Source organism: Gemmatimonas sp., from assembly GCF_044376735.1.
Taxonomy (GTDB): Bacteria; Gemmatimonadota; Gemmatimonadetes; order Gemmatimonadales; family Gemmatimonadaceae; genus Gemmatimonas.
On the sequence record NZ_JBILKJ010000051.1, the window covers coordinates 1 to 18676 of the forward strand.

Annotated in this window: 13 protein-coding genes; all 13 read left to right on the top strand. The window is 67.7% G+C overall.

Annotated features, from left to right (window positions below; all coding sequences use genetic code 11):
- On the top strand, positions 1-478 hold a 478-nt coding region (gene mraY / locus ACIRA7_RS09215), incomplete at its 5' end, for a phospho-N-acetylmuramoyl-pentapeptide-transferase (RefSeq protein WP_396220546.1).
- A gap of 12 nt (positions 479-490) precedes the next feature.
- Positions 491-1921, top strand: coding sequence for a UDP-N-acetylmuramoyl-L-alanine--D-glutamate ligase (murD, locus tag ACIRA7_RS09220; protein WP_396220547.1), 1431 nt, complete (start codon positions 491-493; stop codon positions 1919-1921).
- 35 nt (positions 1922-1956) lie between these two features.
- Positions 1957-3120, top strand: coding sequence for an FtsW/RodA/SpoVE family cell cycle protein (locus ACIRA7_RS09225; RefSeq protein WP_396220548.1), 1164 nt, complete (start codon positions 1957-1959; stop codon positions 3118-3120).
- Positions 3117-4241: a UDP-N-acetylglucosamine--N-acetylmuramyl-(pentapeptide) pyrophosphoryl-undecaprenol N-acetylglucosamine transferase gene (locus tag ACIRA7_RS09230; protein ID WP_396220549.1), complete on the top strand. Its 1125-nt coding sequence runs from the start codon at positions 3117-3119 to the stop codon at positions 4239-4241. Before ACIRA7_RS09225 ends, ACIRA7_RS09230 begins: the two co-directional genes overlap by 4 nt.
- Before the next feature lie 21 nt (positions 4242-4262).
- On the top strand, positions 4263-5714 hold the full coding sequence (murC, locus tag ACIRA7_RS09235; protein ID WP_396220550.1) for a UDP-N-acetylmuramate--L-alanine ligase: 1452 nt from the start codon (positions 4263-4265) through the stop codon (positions 5712-5714).
- Entirely contained in the window at positions 5714-6463 is a 750-nt protein-coding gene (locus ACIRA7_RS09240; RefSeq protein ID WP_396220551.1) for a cell division protein FtsQ/DivIB, read from the top strand. The genes murC and ACIRA7_RS09240 overlap by 1 nt, the downstream gene beginning before the upstream one ends.
- Complete coding sequence (gene ftsA, locus ACIRA7_RS09245; RefSeq protein ID WP_396220552.1) at positions 6460-7713, top strand: cell division protein FtsA; 1254 nt, start codon at positions 6460-6462, stop codon at positions 7711-7713. Before ACIRA7_RS09240 ends, ftsA begins: the two co-directional genes overlap by 4 nt.
- A gap of 131 nt (positions 7714-7844) precedes the next feature.
- Entirely contained in the window at positions 7845-10808 is a 2964-nt protein-coding gene (locus tag ACIRA7_RS09250) for a M14 family zinc carboxypeptidase (protein WP_396220553.1), read from the top strand.
- A 460-nt stretch (positions 10809-11268) separates the two neighbouring features.
- A complete protein-coding gene (gene ftsZ / locus ACIRA7_RS09255) occupies positions 11269-12528 on the top strand; it encodes a cell division protein FtsZ (protein WP_396220554.1) in 1260 nt (419 codons plus the stop codon).
- Between the two features lie 188 nt (positions 12529-12716).
- The gene (locus tag ACIRA7_RS09260; RefSeq protein ID WP_396220555.1) at positions 12717-13832 is read left to right on the top strand and encodes a M23 family metallopeptidase; all 1116 of its coding nucleotides are present in this window, start codon (positions 12717-12719) and stop codon (positions 13830-13832) included.
- A gap of 71 nt (positions 13833-13903) precedes the next feature.
- Positions 13904-15817, top strand: coding sequence for a hypothetical protein (locus ACIRA7_RS09265; RefSeq protein ID WP_396220556.1), 1914 nt, complete (start codon positions 13904-13906; stop codon positions 15815-15817).
- Between the two features lie 46 nt (positions 15818-15863).
- Positions 15864-16793 carry a signal recognition particle-docking protein FtsY gene (gene ftsY / locus ACIRA7_RS09270; RefSeq protein ID WP_396220557.1) on the top strand — a complete coding sequence of 310 codons (930 nt, stop codon included), beginning with the start codon at positions 15864-15866 and terminating at the stop codon, positions 16791-16793.
- The coding region (gene recG, locus ACIRA7_RS09275) for an ATP-dependent DNA helicase RecG (RefSeq protein ID WP_396220558.1) at positions 16793-18676 on the top strand (1884 nt) is incomplete at its 3' end. The genes ftsY and recG, both read left to right, overlap by 1 nt.

The following is an 18676-nucleotide window of genomic DNA, read 5'->3' on the forward strand; positions in this document are numbered from 1 at the left end:
CGGCCTCTTCGCGTACGTGGGCGGACGCGTGGACACCAGTGCGTACTTGCAGATTTTCTACCTTGCCGGTGCCGGTGAGCTCACGGTGTTCTGCGCCGCGGTGGTCGGCGCGTGCATCGGCTTCCTATGGTACAATGCGCATCCGGCACAGGTGTTCATGGGCGATACCGGTTCGCTGGCTTTGGGCGGCGCACTCGGATCGATCGCCATTCTGCTCAAGAGCGAGTTCCTGCTGCTGATCGTCGGTGCCGTGTTCGTGGCGGAGACCGCATCGGTCATCCTGCAGCGCACGGTGTTCAAGTACCGGCGGAAGCGGTTCGGCTTGGAGTACGCGCAGCGGCACCGCGTGTTCAAGCGCGCCCCGTTGCACCACCATTTCGAGTTGTCCGGCTGGCCGGAGACGCAGGTCGTCATCCGCTTCTGGATCATCGGTATCCTTTGCGCGATTCTCGCGCTCAGCACGCTCAAACTGCGGTGATGGAGCCGGACCATGGGTGACGCGCGGACGCCGCAGGATCTTGCCTCCCTCGTCGCGCGACGTCTCGCCGAACGCGGGGGGGAGTTCGCCGTGGTCGGACTCGCCCGCAGCGGCGTGGCCGCCGCCCGCCTGCTGCGCGCCGCCGGCCTGTCGGTGTACGCCTCCGACGCCTCGACGTCGTCGGCCGTTCGCCGCGCGGCGGCGATGCTCGAGCGCGAGGGGGCGAGCATCGACATCGGCATCCACAACGTGCAGCGCATCGCGCACTGTGCCGTGTTGGTGGTCAGTCCCGGCATTCCGCCTACGGCGCCGCCGATCCGGGCCGCGCTCAGCGCGGGCGTCCCCGTGGTGAGCGAGGTCGAGGTGGCGCTGCGGCTGCAGCCCGGGCTGCGCTACATCGCGGTGACCGGCACCAACGGCAAGACGACCACGACCGCGCTGATCGGCCATCTCCTGCGCGCCCTGGGGCATGACGCAGCGGATGTCGGCAACATCGGTACCCCCGTGTCCGAGCTGGCCCTCATGAAGGTCCCTCCGGCTTGGGCGGCGCTCGAGGTCTCGTCATTCCAGTTGCACGACACGCCCGGCATCATGCCCGACGTCGGCGTGCTCACCACGCTCAGCCCGGATCATCTCGACCGGTACGCCAGTGTGGCTGAGTACTATGCCGACAAGAAGCGGCTCTTCGCGAATGCCGTCGCGTCGTCACAGTGGGTGACCACCGCCGACAGCCCCGAGGTCGACGCGCTGGTGGCCGGCATCCCCGGGCACTGGTGCCGATTCTCCGTGCATCGCACCGACGTGGACGGCTACTACGATCGCGCCAGCGGCATGCTGCACGTGTTGGGCGAGCCACTCATGGCGCGCGACACGCTGGCGTTGGCCGGTGATCACAATGTCGCCAACGTGCTGGCCGCTGTGCTGGCGGTGATGGCGGCCGACCCGCTGCATCGCACGCCATCGGCACGCGCCGCGATCGCCACCGCCATCGGTACGTTTGCTGCCCTCGCACATCGCCTCGAGCCGGTCGTCGATCGCCATGACATCCTCTGGCTCAACGACTCCAAGGCCACGAACGTCGATTCCACCACGATGGCGCTGGCCAGTATGACGCGGCCCACGATCGTCCTGCTGGGCGGTCGGCACAAGGGCGAGTCGTACACCGCACTGGTGCCCGAATTGCTGCGCACGGCGAAGGCCGTGCTTGCCTTCGGTGAGGCCGGTGCGCTCATCACCGGCGATCTGGACGCGCCGCTGCACGGACGCGTGCCGGTGGAGCACTGCGGGGCCGACACCTTCGAGCAGGTCGTGGCGCGCGCGCGTGCGCTCGCCGTCGCGGGTGATGTCGTGCTCTTGTCTCCCGCCTGTTCCAGCTACGACATGTTCAGCAACTACGAGGAGCGCGGCCGAGAGTTCGCGCGACTGGCAGGCGTCCTCGCGTGAACGGAACCAGCAACGCGCGTGGACGCGCGGGGGAAATGAAGGCCGACCAGGGTGGATCGGCGCAGTTGGCGGGCACACGGGAGCGCTGGCGCATGTCCATGGAGGCGCGGGCGCTGCTGCTCGTCACCGCCGTGCTCGTGGTGTTCGGGCTGGCCGTGCTGTACAGCGCCAGCGCCTTGCAGGCGATTTCGGCGAACAGTCCCGGCCACTTCTTCGTCCTGCGCCAGTTTACCGGCGTGGTCGCGGGTGTCGTGACGTTCGCGCTTTGTGCGAAGATCGACGCCGAGATCTGGAGACGGTACGCCTGGCCCATCATGGGGATCAGTCTGCTGCTCATGTTCGTGGTGATCCTGCCCGGCACCGAGGTGATCTCCGGATCGCGACGGTATCTGTTCAAGGGCTCTATTCAACCGTCTGAACTCGCCAAGTTCGCCGTGCTGGTCTGGACGCCGATGCTGCTGGTGAAGAAGGGCGCGGCGGTGAAGCAGATGGGCAAGGGACTTATGCCGTTCGTCGTCGTCATCGGGCTGCTCAGTGTGCTCGCGATTCTCGAGCCCGACATCTCCGTGGCGATCATGTTTTGTCTCATCGTGGCGGTGCTGCTGTTCGTTGGGGGCGCGCGTGTGTCGCACTTCCTGCTGTTCGGGGTCGCGGGCCTGCTGTTGATCGGCTTTGCGGCCACGCTGACGGACTACGTGCCGCGACGCATGGAGCGCTACCTCTCCAAGGAGCAGGACTTTCAGCAGTATCAGTCGCTCGTGGCGGTGGGCTCGGGGGGGACCGTCGGCGTGGGCTTCAGTCAGGGCAACCAGCAGCGTGGCTGGCTTCCGCTCGCCTATAACGACTTCATCGGATCGGTAGTCGGCGAAGAGTTCGGCTTCCTTGGTCTCGGCGTATTCACGCTCGCGTTCGCGCTGTACGGCTGGCTTGGATTCCGCATCGCTCGGCAAGCCCGAAGTCCATTCACGGCGCTGTTCGCGATCGGACTCACGTTCGTCACGGTATGCACGGCGTTCATTCATCTCGGCGTTGTGATCGGACTGCTCCCCAACACCGGTCTCACGTTGCCCTTCGTATCTTACGGGCGCTCCAACCTCGTCCTCACGTTGGCCATGACCGGCATTTTGGTCAATATCGGCAGCGAGCGCGAGCGCGTGTACGGCGCCAGCGCCACCGATCCCTTGGTCGCCATGCCATGACACCCCCCGCAACACGCGTCTTCTTCGCGGGCGGTGGCACGGGTGGCCACTTGTACCCCGGACTGGCGATCGCGCGGGCCCTGGTGCGGCAGGCGCCGCACGTCGAGCCGCACTTCATCGGGGCACGTCGCGGCATCGAACGCGATGTGCTGCCGACCACCGAGTTCGGGTACACGTTGCTCGATCTCCATCCGCTGTACCGACAGGCGCCGTGGCGGAACTGGCGCACGATCGTGGGCGCCGTCGGTGCGTGGCGCGCGATCAGCACGCTCGCCGCGCCGAGCACACCGCGTGCGGTCATCGGCACCGGCGGATACGCGGCGGGCGTCGCACTGGCCTGGGGGCGTGCACACGGCGTCCCCACCATGCTGCACGAACCCGACTCCCACCCCGGGCTGACCACGCGCACGTTCGCCAAAGGCGCGAAAACACTCTTTCTCGGCTTTCCGGAAGCCGAGAGTCGGCTCACGGCAGGCGGCAACACTCAGGTGATGCCGTTGGGATGTCCGATCGAGCCGCCGCCGGCCACACCGCGCTCGCGGGCCGAGGCGCGCCGCCTCTGGGGACTCCCCGAGCAGGCCTTCGTTGTGCTCGTGGTGGGAGGCAGTCAGGGGGCGCGTGCCCTCAACGAAGTGGTCGCCGCCTGGACGCAGCAGGGACTTCCCGAGGGCGTCGCCGTGATCTGGGCCACCGGGAAGCAGCAGGCGGCGGCCTATCTGGATCGTGAAGCGGACATGGTGCGGGTGCGCCCGTACTTGGCACCGATCGCCGACGCCTACGCGGCGGCCGATCTCGCGGTCACGCGCGCCGGCGCCATGACGATTGCCGAGTTGTGCGCCTGGGGGATTCCGGCGCTGCTGGTGCCGTTGCCCAGCGCGGCGCAGGATCACCAGACGCACAACGCGCAGGCCATACAAGCATCCGGCGCCGCGCGGTATGTGCCGCAGCGCGACTTCACGGTGGCCTCGCTCGATGCCACCGTGCGGAGCCTGCAGGACGATCGGTCCGCGCTCGCCACCATGCATCAGGCCGCTCTCACGCGCGCCCGCCCCGGAGCCGCCGCTGAGATCGCGAAGTCGGTCATCATGACTCTGGGCCTCGACGCGGTGGGGATCGGCTGAGCCGATCACCATATTGTAGCCATGTCTTCGCCGCCTTCCCGCCCCGTCGTCGAGTCCGGCGCCCGCGCTCCGTCGTTGACGGCCGCCATTCTGCTCGATCGCACCGATCCGCGCCCCGTGCACTTCATCGGGATCGCCGGTGCCGGCATGAGTGCGCTCGCTGAACTGCTCGCCCGTCGTGGTGTCCCCATTCAGGGCACCGACGCGAATCCTGCCGGCGCACCCGATCTCGCGCGCTACGGCATCGCCGTCGCGGCACACGATGCCGCGCTGGTAACCGGAGCACGCGCGGTCGTGTATTCGTCCGCGATCGCCCCGTCGCATCCGGAAATGCACGCGGCGCGTGCCGCTGGTCTTCCGCTCGTGCGTCGCGCCGAGGCACTGGCCGACGCCGTCAGTGGGGGCACGTTGGTGGGCATCGCCGGTACCCACGGCAAGACCACCACGACCGTGATGACCACCGAAGCGCTCACGGCCGCGGGACGCGAACCGACCGGCGTGGTGGGCGGCCGCGTCGAGCTGTGGGCCGGTAATCTGCGCCTCGGCGGTGAGACCTACGTCGTCGAAGCCGACGAATACGATCGCTCGTTTCTCGCGCTCGATCCGGCCGTCGCGGTGGTGCTCAATGTCGAGGCTGATCACCTCGACATCTATCGCGATCTCGACGATATCATGCGCACCTTCGAGCAGTACGTCGCGCCCGCGCGCGTGGTGGTGCGCTGCGCGGACGACGAGGGCGCGATGGCCCTGCGCATCGCGTCGCGTCACGAGGTGATTGCGTACAGTGCCACCGCACCCGGCACGGCGCCGTCCGCGCACGCCGCCGATGCGCGGCTCGTGGCCGGCGATCTGGTACTCGATGCGATGGGCTCGCGCTTTCAGGTGCTCTTCGACGGCGACGATCTCGGTCAGGTGCAGCTCTCGGTGCCGGGACTGCACAACGTCCGCAACGCGCTGGCGGCGCTCGGTGCGGGACTCGCCCTCGGGTGCACCGTGGCGCAGATGGCGCCGGGACTCGCCGCGTTTCGCGGGGTCGAGCGCCGGTTCCAGCGGCTGGGCGCCGAGCGGGGGATCGATGTGGTCGACGACTATGCGCACCACCCCACGGAAGTGCGCGCCACGATCGCCGCCGCGCGTCATGCGTTCCCTGGCCGGCGCCTGGTCCTCGCCTTTCAACCGCACTTGTACTCGCGCACGCGCGATCTGCAGGGTGATTTCGCCGAGGCCCTGGGCGCCGCCGACGTGCTGCTGCTGTGCGACATCTATGGTGCGCGTGAAGCGCCCGAGCCCGGCGTTACGTCGGCGCTCATCGGCGACCGCATCACCACGGGCGTGCTGCACTGGACCGGCCCGCGGGGGGACGCCGCGGCCGCCCTGCGCGCCGTGGTCCACGAGGGCGATGTGGTCATCACCATGGGCGCGGGTGATATCACCCGGACCGGTCCCGAACTGCTCGAAGCGCTGCGCGTCTGATGGCCACCGCCGCGTCCGATCCCGGCAAGACGTCGCCGAAGGCGGAGCCGAAGGCCGCTCGGCCGACGTGGTTGCGCTGGGTTCGGGCGGTCGGGGCGCTGCTGACGCTCGGCGTCTTGGTGGCCGCCCCGTGGTGGGGGCCGCGAGCGCTCGCGAACCTCGAGTACTTCCACGCCCGACGCGTGGTCTTCGAGGGGCTGCGCTATGCCCGACCCACGGAATTGCTCGCGCGCCTGAAGGTGGACACGCTGCAATCGGTGTGGCAGCCCATGGAGCCGCTGGCCGAGCGCATTGGGGCGCATCCCATGGTCGCATCGGTGGTCGTCGAGCGGCAGCTACCGGGCACCCTGTTCATTCGCGTGGTCGAGCGGGAACCCGTGGCCTACGTGCCTCGCGGGGGGCGCCTCGAGCCCGCCGATGCCACCGGCCGTCCGCTGCCGATTGACCCGGTGCGCTATCCGCTGGACGTGCCCGTAGCCACCACTGCCGATAGCACGCTCTTGCACCTGCTGGACGGTCTACGCAAGGACGCGCCGCAACTCTATGCCCGCGTTTCGCATGGCGAGCGGGCTGGAACGGAGGAAATGCGCTTCCGGCTGGGTGGCGTCACCGTGCGAACCACCTCCGACGTGACCGTGGCGCGCTTCAAGGACATATTACCTGTGGAAGCGGACCTCTCGCGGAATAATCTGCGTGCGGTGGAGCTCGACCTCCGCTTTCGTGACCAGGTGATCGCCAGACAGCCATGACTTCCGAACCCATTGTCGCCGCCCTCGATATCGGCACCGCCTTCACGACCGCAATTGTCGCGGCGGTGCACGGCGATTTGCCGCGCACGCCGACGCTGCGCGTGCTCGGGGTAGGGAGCACCCGCACGATGGGCCTGCGACGAGGCGTCGTCTCCGACATCGAGGAAGCCACGCGCTCCATTCGCAAGGCGGTCGAAGAGGCGAGCCGCGTGGCCGGCGTGACGCCGGATTCGCTATACGTCGGTATCGCCGGTGAACATGTGCGCGCGATGTGCTCCACCGGCGTCGTGGCGATCAGCGGCAACGAGATCATGCGCACCGATGTCGATCGCGTGAACGAAGTCGCGCGCGCGATGGCGATTCCGCAGGATCGAGAACTGTTGCACGCGATCCCGCAGGAGTATCGCGTCGACAAGACCGATGGGATCCGCGATCCCGTGGGCATGATCGGCACGCGCCTCGAGACGGAGATGTATCTGGTCACGATCGGCAGTTCGCCGGCGATGAACCTGCGCAAGAGCATCGAACGCGCGGGCTACAAGACGCGCGAGCTCGTGCTCGAACCGCTCGCCAGCGCGCTGGCGGTGCTCACCGAAGAAGAGAAGGAGCTCGGCGTCATCCTCCTCGAGCTTGGCGCCGGGACCACCGACCTTGCGGTATTCCACGAGGGCAAGATCCGACATCTCGGCACGATCCCGTACGGTGGCAACGCGGTCACCAGCGATCTGGTCCAAGGACTCGGGATCACGAACAGCGACGCCGAACAGCTGAAGGAAGCGTACGGCTGCGCGTACGAGCCCATGGTCGACGCCGAGCAGGTGATCGCCATGCCGGCGTCGGCGTCGCACGGCGAGCGGCACATTTCGCGCGAACTGATGACGCACATCATTCATCAACGCATGGATGAAATCTTCGACAAGGTGCAGCGTGAAGTGCAAACCGCTGGCTTCGCGGGTCGGTTGAACGCCGGTATTGTGCTCACCGGTGGTGGGGCCGCGCTCGAAGGCGTCAGCGAATTGGCCGCCGATGTCTTCGGCCTCGGTGTGCGCGTCGGAGTGCCCGGCGACAAGGTAGGCGGACTCGTGGAACAGATCGCCGAACCGCGCTTCGCGACCGCAGTGGGGCTGGCGCTCTACGGTGCGCACCGGGTGGCCTTGGGTGGCGTCATCGCCCGCCGGCCCTCGCTCACCGGCGCCGGCGTCGACAAGCTCGCGACGCGTGTGAAGACCTGGTTGCAGGATTGGTTCTAACGCTACGACGACGTAGCGAGTATGACGTACGGGGTACGGAGACCGCTGTCTCGGTGCCCCGTCGTCGTATTCCCCCTACGCCGTACCCCATTCGCCATTCTCCATACTCCACACGTTCCAGGAGCATTGCCGTGATCGTCGGTCTCGCCCGTTTACGAGCAGCGCGTCATGCGCTCACACGCCACGCGCTGCTGCTCGGATTCACACCCTTCGCGTCGTTGGCTGCCCAGCAGCTCACCACCGAAGCGCGCGATCCCAATCAGAAGCAGGATCCGACCTTCACGCAGAGCTATCAGGAGTGGCTGGCCAATCCAAAGCATGGCAGTCCGCTGGTCGATCACTTGCCGCTCGTGGCCGGTATCCCCACGCCGCGCGACGTACTCGGCTATCACATCGGCGCGCCGCGCAAACTCACGTACTACGCCGATCAGCTGAAGTACTATCGCGCACTCGCGGCGGCGTCGCCGCGCGTGAAGATCGAGACAATCGGGCGCTCCGACGAAGGCCGTGAATTGGTCGTCGTCTGGATCTCGTCCGATGCGAACATGCAGCGACTCGACCAGAACAGGAAAAATCTCGCGAAGATTGCCGATCCCCGCGGCATGACCGAGGCACAGGTGAAGGCGGTGCTGGCCGATACCAAGCCGCACTACCACTTCATGGGCGGACTGCACAGCGGCGAAACCGGTCCATCGGAAATGCTGATGGAGCTGGCGTATCGCCTCGTGACCGAGACGTCGCCGCTGGTCAGTCAGATCCGCGAACAGCTGTACGTGTCGATGACGCCGGCCGCCGATGCGGACGGTCGCGATCGCAACGTGGACTGGTTCTTCCGTGGGCTCGACATGGCCGCGGCGATTCCGGCGCCGGCGATCACACCGGCCATGGCGCCGACGCCGGTCGTGCCTGGTGACACGACCCGTCGCGCCCCCGCGGCGGCACCGGGTGGTGGTGGCGGTTTCGGTGGTGGCGCCGGCGTGCCCTATTGGGGCAAGTACGTGTACCACGACAACAATCGCGACATCAACATCAAGCTGGTGCAGATGCGCGCGATCATCGAGTGGTACTTCACCGCGCACCCGCCGATCATGCACGATCTGCACGAAGCGCAGCCCTTGCTGTACACCTACACCGGCGGCCCGCCGCAGAATCCGAATCTCGATCCTATTCTGTTCGCCGAACTGCCGTGGTTCGGGAATTGGGAAATGGCGCAGATGACCAAGTGGGGCATGCCGGGGGTGTACACGCATGCGTTCATGGACGGCTGGTCGCCGGGGTATCTCGGATCGGTCGCGTACAACCACAACGGGCTCATGAAGATGTACGAGACCCAGTCGGGTCGTGACCTCGACAGTACGGCGATGGCCAACGCGCGCCGCGGCGCGGCCTCGGCGGCGCCGGCGACTGGCGGCGGTTTGGGCGGCGGTCGCGCCGGTGCGGTCCCGACGGGTCGTGGTGGCGCGCAGGATCGCGAGTGGTACCGCGGCAATCCGATCGGCTTCAACGACATCGCGACCTTCACGCGCCGTTCGAACACCAACTACATGCAGACCGGCGTGTTGTCGGCGCTGCAGCTGGCCTCGATGTTCCCGGCCACGGTGCTCGAGAACTTCTACATCAAGACGCGCAACAGCATCGAGGAGGGCAAGGTCAAGGCGCCGTACGGCTTCGTGATTCCGTTGCAGCGCGACATGACGCGCGTGGCGGAGTTCGTGAACCTGCTGCGCGTGCAGCGCATCGAAGTGGGACAGGCTACCGCGCCGGTGAAGGTAGGCGCGGTCACGTATCCCGTCGGCTCATATGTCATCAAGCGTGATCAGCCGTACGGCCGTCTGGCCAAGAATCTCATCGAGCGGCAGCAGTACCCCGACGCGCGGTTGAACACCTACGACGACAGCGGCTGGTCGATGGGGCTCGCGATGGATGTGGACGTCGTCGAGATCGCCGACCCGAGCATCCTCGCGGTGGCCGTGTCGCCGGTGGAGAAGATCGTGCTCAAGGGGAGCACTCGCGGCACCGGTTCCGCGACGATCGCCGTCGCGCATACGGGCTCCAACAACATGATTACGCTCCGGTATCTGTTGCGCACCGTGCCGATGAAGGTGGCGGAGCAGCGATTCGCCGCCGGCGATACCACGTTCCCGGCGGGGTCGTTCGTCGTCGACGGCAAGCATGCGGCGCGCGTGCGCGCGCTGGTGGATTCGCTGGGGCTGACCGCGGCCATGCTGGGCAGCGCGCCGGCGGTGCCGATGCACGATGCCGATGTGCCGAGGATCGCGATCTACTCGCAGTGGAGTGGCACACAGAATCTTGGCTGGTACCGGCTCACGTTCGACGAGTTCAAGATTCCGTACGACCTGATCTACAAGGAGCGCGTCACCCAGGGGAACCTGCGTCGCGACTACGACGTGATCCTGATGGCCGAGCAGAACATGAGTCGGCAGACCGTCCTGCAGGCGCCGGCCGCACGCGCGCAGCCGTATCTCAAGAATGAGAAGTACAAGTTCCTCGGCATGTACGGCGAAACCAAGGATCTCACTGGCGGCTTCGGTCAGCCCGGCGTCGATGCGATCGCCGCGTTTCTCGCGTCGGGCGGTACGCTGATCGCGATCGGCGAGTCGGCGCGGTTACCGATCGAGTTCGGCTGGGCGCGCACGGTGGACAAAACCTCCGTGCCGGGACTCACCGCACAGCGTCCGTTGGTAGAAGCCACGATCACGCGCCCGGAGCATCCGGTGTTCTATGGCTTCGGCAAGCAGGTGATCCCGGTGAAGTACGTGGGAGGCACGCCGTTCAAGGTTGGCATCGCCGACGAGGGCAATGTGCTCGCGCGGTACGTGGGTGGCGACAAGGCCGTGCTGTCCGGTCTCATGACCGGCGCCGACTCGCTCAAGTCGCGTCCGTTCGCGGTGGACGTGCCGGGGGCGGTGAAGGGGAACGGTCGCGTGATCCTGTTCGCCAACAACCCGATCTACCGGTGGCAGAACCACGGGGAGTTCAACATGGTCTTCAATAGCCTCATCAACTGGAACGACGCCGGCGCTGCGGCCGAGACGAAGTCGGCCGCCGTCGCGGTACCTTTGGGTCGCCGCTAACCCGACACCGTAGAACCGATCACGCAGAGTTGGCAGAGAGCGCAGAGAACGCAGAGACCATTTTTGACGCTGCGGCCTCTGCGCTCTCGGCGCCTCCGCGTGATCGGTTCGCCAAAACAGCGGCCACGCGGAGCCTCCGTTCAACGGCCCCATTCACGAATGTCACAAGCCGTCAGATACTCCGCGTATGTGGATAAAATCGGGCGCGTTTCACGCCGCCGCGAGTTGTGACGAATCCGTCCAACTTCAACGGATTTCACGGGTTGCGCGGCACTCTCGAATGTGTATTCTAGGACTGTGTTCGTGTCATGTCGCATGATCTTCCACATTCCTGAGAATCCGTGCGCGGACCGCCAACGGTGGCGGAGCTCGCTGCAAAGGATTCGTGGTGACTCGGCCGGCGGCTGGGTTGCTGTGCGTACACCCTGAGCCCGCAAAGCCCCGTATGGAGCTCCCCCGCATGACCTTCGAGTTCGAAGAGACGGCTTCCCAGAACGCCCGCATGAAGGTGGTGGGCGTCGGCGGTGGTGGTGGCAATGCCGTCAACCGCATGATCGAGGAGCATCTCGAAGGCGTCGAGTTCATTTCGGTGAACACCGACGCCCAGGCGCTCATGAATTCGAAGGCCGACGTCAAGATCCAGATCGGCAAGAAGCTCACGCGTGGGCTTGGTGCTGGAGCACGCCCGGACATCGGGCGTCAGGCCATCGACGAAAACCGCGAAGACGCCAAGCGGGTGCTGGGTAACGCGGATCTCGTGTTCGTCACCTGCGGCATGGGTGGCGGCACGGGCACTGGCGCCGCTCCGGTCATCTGCGAGCTCGCGCGCGAAGCCGGAGCGCTCACGGTGGGCATTGTCACGCGCCCCTTCCTCTTCGAAGGGCGCAAGCGGATGCGTCAGGCGGAGGAAGGCATCGCCGAGATGCGCAAGCACGTGGACACCATGATCATCGTGCCCAACGAGCGACTGCTCGCCGTCGTGGGCAAGGGCATCCCGTTCCACGAGGCGCTGAAGAAGGCCGACGAAGTCTTGTTGCACGCCACGCAGGGTATCTCGCTGCTCATCAGCGAGACCGGCCTCGTGAACGTCGACTTCGCCGACGTGCGCACCGTCATGCAGAATGGTGGCTCGGCCCTCATGGGGACCGGCATCGGGCGCGGAGAGAACCGCGCCATGGAAGCCGCCCAGCAGGCGATTGCCTCGCCGTTGCTCGACAACGTGTCCATCTCCGGCGCCACCGGTGTGCTCGTCAACATCACCGGCGGCGAAGACCTCACCCTCGGGGAAGTCACGCAGATCAACGACATCGTGCACGATGCGGTCGGTGACGGCGCCGAAATCATCTTCGGTGCCGTGCATGAGCCCGCGATGATGAACGAGATCCGCGTCACGGTCATTGCGACCGGATTCGACCGCCAGATGCAGGGGGGCGCCGGAAACGGGGTCGTCCGACCGGTGCCGCAGGGCAACACGACCCCTTCCGCCCAGCACCAGCCGTCTGCATCTTTTCCTGCTCCGGTGGCCGTGAAGCCGAATCCCTCCGTGCTACCGTTCCCCTCCAAGGATCGGCCTGCGGCGAGACCGATGGCCGCCCCGGCTCGTCCTGCGTGGGAGGCGCCGCCGTCGCGGCCAACGCGCGTTCCACCAACATCGCCGTCGCCCAGCGTTGAGCTGGACGACATGGAAATCCCGACGTTCATACGGAGACAGATGGATTGACCAGCGCGCGCGTACGGCTCCTGATGGCTACCCTCTGTGCAGGGATCGGAGCCACCGCTATCGCGTTGGGACGCCCTCTCCCCGAACGCCCCGCAGCGACCGTGCTCGCTGCGGGGTCTCGTGTTTCTGCTGGCTCGAAGTGGCGCGTCCGTGTTGACACCGTAAAGCGGGGTGAGCCGCTCGTTGCCGTGCTGGAACGTGCGGGCGTCCCGCGGGACGAAGCAGCCCGCGTGCTGATGGCGTCGCAGGCCCTCGACGCACGGAAGATCCGGGCGGGGACCACGATCACGTCCACCGTGAGTCCCGACTCCGGCGCCTCGGAAGTGGTGCTCCAGCTGGCGATCGATCGCCTCGTCCGCTTCACGCGCACGTCCACCGCCGGCGCGAAGCGTGGGTGGTTGGAGACGGAAGAGACGCTTCCCTGGACGACGGACACCGTTGTGGTGGGCGGGGTCGTGTCCTCCACGCTCACCGGAGCCATTACGCAAGGCGCCGATGCCTTCCCGGTCAACGTGCGCAGCGAGGTCGCCTACGCGCTCGCCGACATTCTCGAATACCGCGTCGATCTCAGCCGGGACCTGCGCGCGGGCGACACGATCAAGGTGCTCATGGAACGCCAGCGCGCGCCCAACGGGGCCGTACGCCCCGGCAACGTGATCGCGGCGCGGCTCACGGTCGATGGGCGTCGCGTGGAAACCATGCGATTCGCCCAAGGCACCAAGGCTGGCGTGACGGCAACATACTTCGACGGCGACGGCAAATCGATGCGCGCCGCGTTCCTCCGCGCGCCCCTCGCCTTCCGACGCATCTCCAGCGTATTCGGGCTGCGCCGCCATCCCATTCTCGGTACGGTTCGAGCGCATCAGGGCATGGACTACGCCGCTGCACGCGGTACACCGGTGCGCGCACTGGGCGATGGGATCGTGATCTTCGCTGGTTGGAAGGGCGGCTATGGTCGCGTGCTCGAGATTCGTCATCGCAACGGCTTCGTGACCCGCTACGGGCATTTGAACGGATTCGCCCCCGGCATCCGCCGCGGTACCACCGTCTCGATCTCGCGCACCGTGGCATTTGTCGGCACCACGGGCCTCTCCACGGCACCGCATCTGCACTTCGAGGTGCTCGTCAATGGTCGGCACCGCGATCCCCGCGTGGCCCTGCGCAACGTGACGGGTGAGCCCCTCGCCGCCAGCCAGCGAGCCGGCTTCGATGACCTCAAAGCCCGCCTCTTCGCCCGCCTCGATGGCACTAGCGTCGGTCAGGCGGCGGCTGGCCCCGTCTCCACGCGCATCACGGGCGACTGAACTGATCGGCATCTTGCTGCGTACAGGGCAAAGCGGCTTCGGCTTCTTTGCCCTGTGCCCTTTCTCCTCTCGTGTCGATCGGTGACGTTACTGTCGTGATTCGCTGGATACTTGCCCTCGCACTCGGCGTTGCCGCCGCCTGGCTCGCCTACGGGCGCGTCGGCGCCGTGGCGCGCAACCGGGCCATCCTGCTCGGCGCTCTGCGCGCCCTCGCGGTGACGCTGGTCGCGGCCATCCTCTTTGGCGCGCCATCGGCGCCGCCTCGCCCCGCGGCGCCCCTCGTCGCGATCGACGTCTCGGCGTCCTCGCGTCGCGCGGTCGGCGACGAGAACTCGGTCGTGAAGGCGTGGCGGCAACGCCTCGTGGAAGCCGCCACGCGCGACGCCGCCGGCTCGGACGCCTTCGTACTGGTCGGCGATTCGCTCCGCGACGTCAGTGCCTCCGACATTGCCACGCTGACCCCCGATGATCAGGGATCACGCGTGCGGGCCGCGGTGGATCGGGCAGCGTCGGTGGGACGCCCGTTGGTGCTGCTCACCGATGGGGAGATCGATGACGCCGAATCGCTGGCCGACGCGCCGGGCGGCTCTGTGGTGCGGGTCCTTCCGAAGACCCCGCGCACCGACGGGGCCGTCGCGGATCTGTCGGTGCCGGTGACCGCGACGGCAGGCGACACGATTACCGTGGCCGCCACCATCACGGCCGGTGCCATGGCCACCCCCGACGCACGGTGGCGCGTGCTCCTCGATGGCGTGCCGCCGCTTGACCTTCCCGTACCAGCCCTTGGTGCGCTCACCTCGACGCGCGTTACCACCACCATCGCGCTGCCCCGCGGTGCCCGGTCGGCGATCGTGCGCGCCGTGGTGCTCGTGCCCGGCGATGCGGAGCCGAGGAACGACACGCTGGCCAGCACGATCGACATCGGTGATCGGCCGTCGGCGGTGTTCGTGTCCACTGCGCCCGACCTCGACGTCCGTGAAGCCCTCGTGGTGCTGCGTGGCGCCCTGAACGTGCCCACGCGGGCCTTCCTGCGCATCGCGTCGGGGGTCTGGCGGGTGGAGGGCACGCTCGCGCCGATCAGCGAAGCCGACGTCAAGGCGCAGGCGGGTGCGGCGGGGATGCTCATCGTCCACGGCGACACGGCTTGGCGCCCGCGCGCCGCCGCCCGGAGCGCGACCGCCGCAAAGGCGCTCTGGGTTCCCGCGCCGCCCACGGCGATCGCGCGGGCGGGTGACGTGGCACGGACGCCCGAGTGGTATGCGTCCGGCGTGCCGGCCTCACCGCTGGCCGCTGCCCTGGCCGGACTGCCGCTCGATTCGCTCCCGCCGCTCACGCTGGCCGGCCCGGCCCGCGGATCGATGCCCGTGTTGACCGCGCAGCTGGGTAAGCGTGGCGAAGCGGTCGCGGCCATTGCGGCGCGTATCGAGAACGGGGGGCGCACGATCGTGGTATCCGGCTCGGGGTACGCTGGCTGGGCGTTGCGCGGCGGCCGGTCGGCCGAGGCGTTTGGGGCGCTCTGGGGCGCGATCTTCGACTGGTTAGCGGCGGGGCGCGGTGACGTGCGCGCGGCCCGTCCCATGGCGTCGCTACTGCGTGCCGGCGATCCGGTGGCGTGGCGCCGCGGGGGCGCCGACTCGGTCGTCACCGTCCGACTCAGCCGTCGCGGGGCCACCTCGCCGTCGGGAGCGCTGGGTGGCACTGATTCGCTCACGCTGCGCTTTGCCGGCGCCAGCTTCGAAACCACGTCGCCCGCGCTGCCGGCTGGGGTGTACGATGTGCAGGCCGAGGGGGGAGCCAGCGTGCTGGTGGTGAATGCGTCGCGCGAATGGGTGCCGCGCGCGCCCACCGTGCGCGACGGCCCGCTCTCGCGTGGGGCGCTCTCGTCCGATGCGCCGCGACTGGCTGATGCCGGTTGGCCGTTCGTGCTCGCGCTGCTGCTGCTGTGCGGCGAATGGATCGGCCGCCGTGCTGGCGGCTATCGCTGATCGCCGCCTCTCGTTCGACCCTTCGTTTCTCTTCGCCCGGTCAAGAATGGCTCGCCTGTTTCGCCGCAAGGATGAAGCGCCCAAGCGCTCGCTCTGGGAGCGCGTCAAGGATATCGTCCGCACCGACGTCACGGTGCTGTTCAAAGGGGTCGATAACGGCTCGCTCGAGGCGCTCGAGACACTGCTCATTGAGTCGGATTTTGGCGTGCCCACGGCGCTGTCACTCGTGGCGGAGGTCGAACGCCTGGCCAAGCGCGGCGAGGTGAAGACCGAGGCCGAATTTCGGGTGGCGCTGGCGGCGGGCATCGAGGCCGCCTTGCGGACGGGTAACGCCGACCCGACGCTGCGGCACGCGGCCACGGGCCCCACGGTGGTGCTCGTGATCGGTGTGAACGGCGCTGGCAAGACGACGTTCATCGGCAAGTTGTCTGCGCAATTCAAGAACGAGGGCAAGCGGGTGCTGCTCGGCGCCGCCGACACCTTTCGTGCCGGCGCCATCGACCAACTGCGCGTGTGGGCGGAGCGGGCCGGCGTCGACTTCGTGGGTGGCTCGCCGGGATCTGATCCGGCGTCCGTGGCCTTCGACGCGGTCGATGCCGGCATCACCCGTGGAGCGGACATTGTCATCGTGGACACCGCCGGGCGTCTGCACACGAGTGACGATCTCATGACGGAGCTGCGCAAGATTCATCGCGTGATCAAGAAGCGACTTCCCGACGCCCCACACGAAGTGCTGCTCGTGCTCGACGGCACGATCGGCCAGAACGCGCTCGCGCAGGCACGCACGTTTTCGGCGGCGGTCCCAGTCACGGGCGTCGTGGTTACGAAGCTCGATGGCACCGCCAAGGGCGGGATCGTGGTGGCGGTGCACGAGGCGCTGAATGTGCCCATCAAGTTCGTCGGACTCGGCGAGCAGATCGGCGACCTCGAACCGTTCGATGCGGCAGACTACGCCAAGGAGCTGGTGGACGCGTGATGGCGTTCGGCGGCGATCGTGACCCGCAGGAGCGGAAGCGACGTCCGCCTGCGCGTCCGGCGCCGAGGCTCACCCTCGACACGCCGGTCACGTATCTCAAGGGCGTCGGCCCGGTCCGCGCCGACCTGCTGGCGCGACTGCGTATCACGATAGCCGGCGACCTGCTGCGCCATGTGCCGCACCGCTACGAAGACGCCAGTACCGTCACGCGCATCGCGCAGGCGGTCGTCGGGGCCGACATCACCGTGCTGGGGCAGGTGATCGCGAAGGGCGTACTTCCAACCCGGAAAGGGTTGCGGGTGTTTCAGGCCGTCGTGCAGGACGCGAGCGGCATGATCGAAGTGGCGTGGCCGGGGCAGCCGTTCCTCGATCGGACCATCAACAAAGGTGACTGGCTGCTGTGCACCGGCCAGGTCCGCTTCTTTCACGGCCGCCGGCTGCAGCCGCGCGAGTTCGTGAATCTGGGGCCCGACGAAGAGGGCACGAACGAAGGACGGGTATTGGCGGTGTACCCGAGCACCGAGGGGCTGTCGGTGCGCGTGCTGCGCGCCATGGTGCAGCAGCACCTCGACCAGCTGTTGCCGCTGGTGCAGGAAACGCTGCCGCGCGACATCCTGGCGGAGGCCGACGTGCCCCCGCTGCCGGACGCGCTGCGTCTCGTGCATCGCCCCACGTCGGTGGCCGAGGCGCTGCGCGGACGTGCCCGACTCGCGTTCGAAGAGTTGCTGTGTGTGCAGTTGTTGCACCGCAAGGCCAATCAGGTGGCCCGCGAGGCACGCGGAGGCACCGCCTTCGTGAATCGGCGCGACCTCACCTCCAAGTTGCGGGCGATTCTGCCGTACGCCCTCACCGGGGCACAGGTGCGCGCCATCCGCGAGATCGTGGCCGACATGGAGAGCCCGCGGCGCATGCACCGGCTGTTGCAGGGCGACGTGGGCGCCGGCAAGACGGTGGTGGCGGTGTTCAGTGCGCTGCTCGCCATGGAGAATGGGGCGCAGGTGGCGTTCATGGCGCCCACCGAGTTGCTGGCCGAGCAGCACGCGCGCTCCATCGGCGCCCTCCTCGCGCCATTGGGCATCGTGCCGGTGTTGCTGACCGGTCGGCTGGGGGCGAAGGAGCGGCGCGCGGCCCTCGCGCGGCTCGCTTCGGACGAACCCGTGCTGGCGATCGGGACGCACGCCCTCATTCAGGGCGACGTCGCGTTCGCCAATCTCGGCCTGGCGATCATCGACGAGCAGCACCGGTTCGGCGTGGAGCAGCGGGCCACGCTGGGGCAGAAGGGGAAGGCGCCCGACGTGCTGCTGATGAGTGCCACGCCCATTCCGCGCTCGCTGGCGCTCACGCTCTACGGCGATCTCGATGTCAGCGTGCTGGACGAACGGCCGCCCGGGCGGCAGCCCGTCACCACCGTCGTGCGCCCCGAGTCGGGGCGGGCCAAGGTGTTCACCTTCGCCAATGGCCAGCTCGACGCCGGTCGGCAGGTGTACGTGGTCTACCCCCTCATCGAGACCTCCGAGAAGATGGAGCTCAAGGCGGCGACGGTGATGTTCGAGGAGCTGGTGGCCGGCCCGTTCGCGCACCGTCGCGTGGCCCTGCTGCATGGGCGGCTGCGCGCCGAGGAGCGCGACGACATCATGCGCGAGTTCCGCGATGGGCACATCGACGTGCTCGTGGCGACCACCGTCATCGAGGTCGGGATCGACGTCGGCAATGCCACCGTCATGATCATCGAGCACCCGGAGCGGTTCGGGCTGTCGCAGCTGCACCAGCTACGCGGGCGCGTGGGGCGTGGGGCAGAGCAGTCGTACTGCGTATTGCTGGGCGATGTCGGGGCCGAGGCGGCGGAGCGGCTGGGGCTCTTTGCCGGTACCGACGACGGCTTC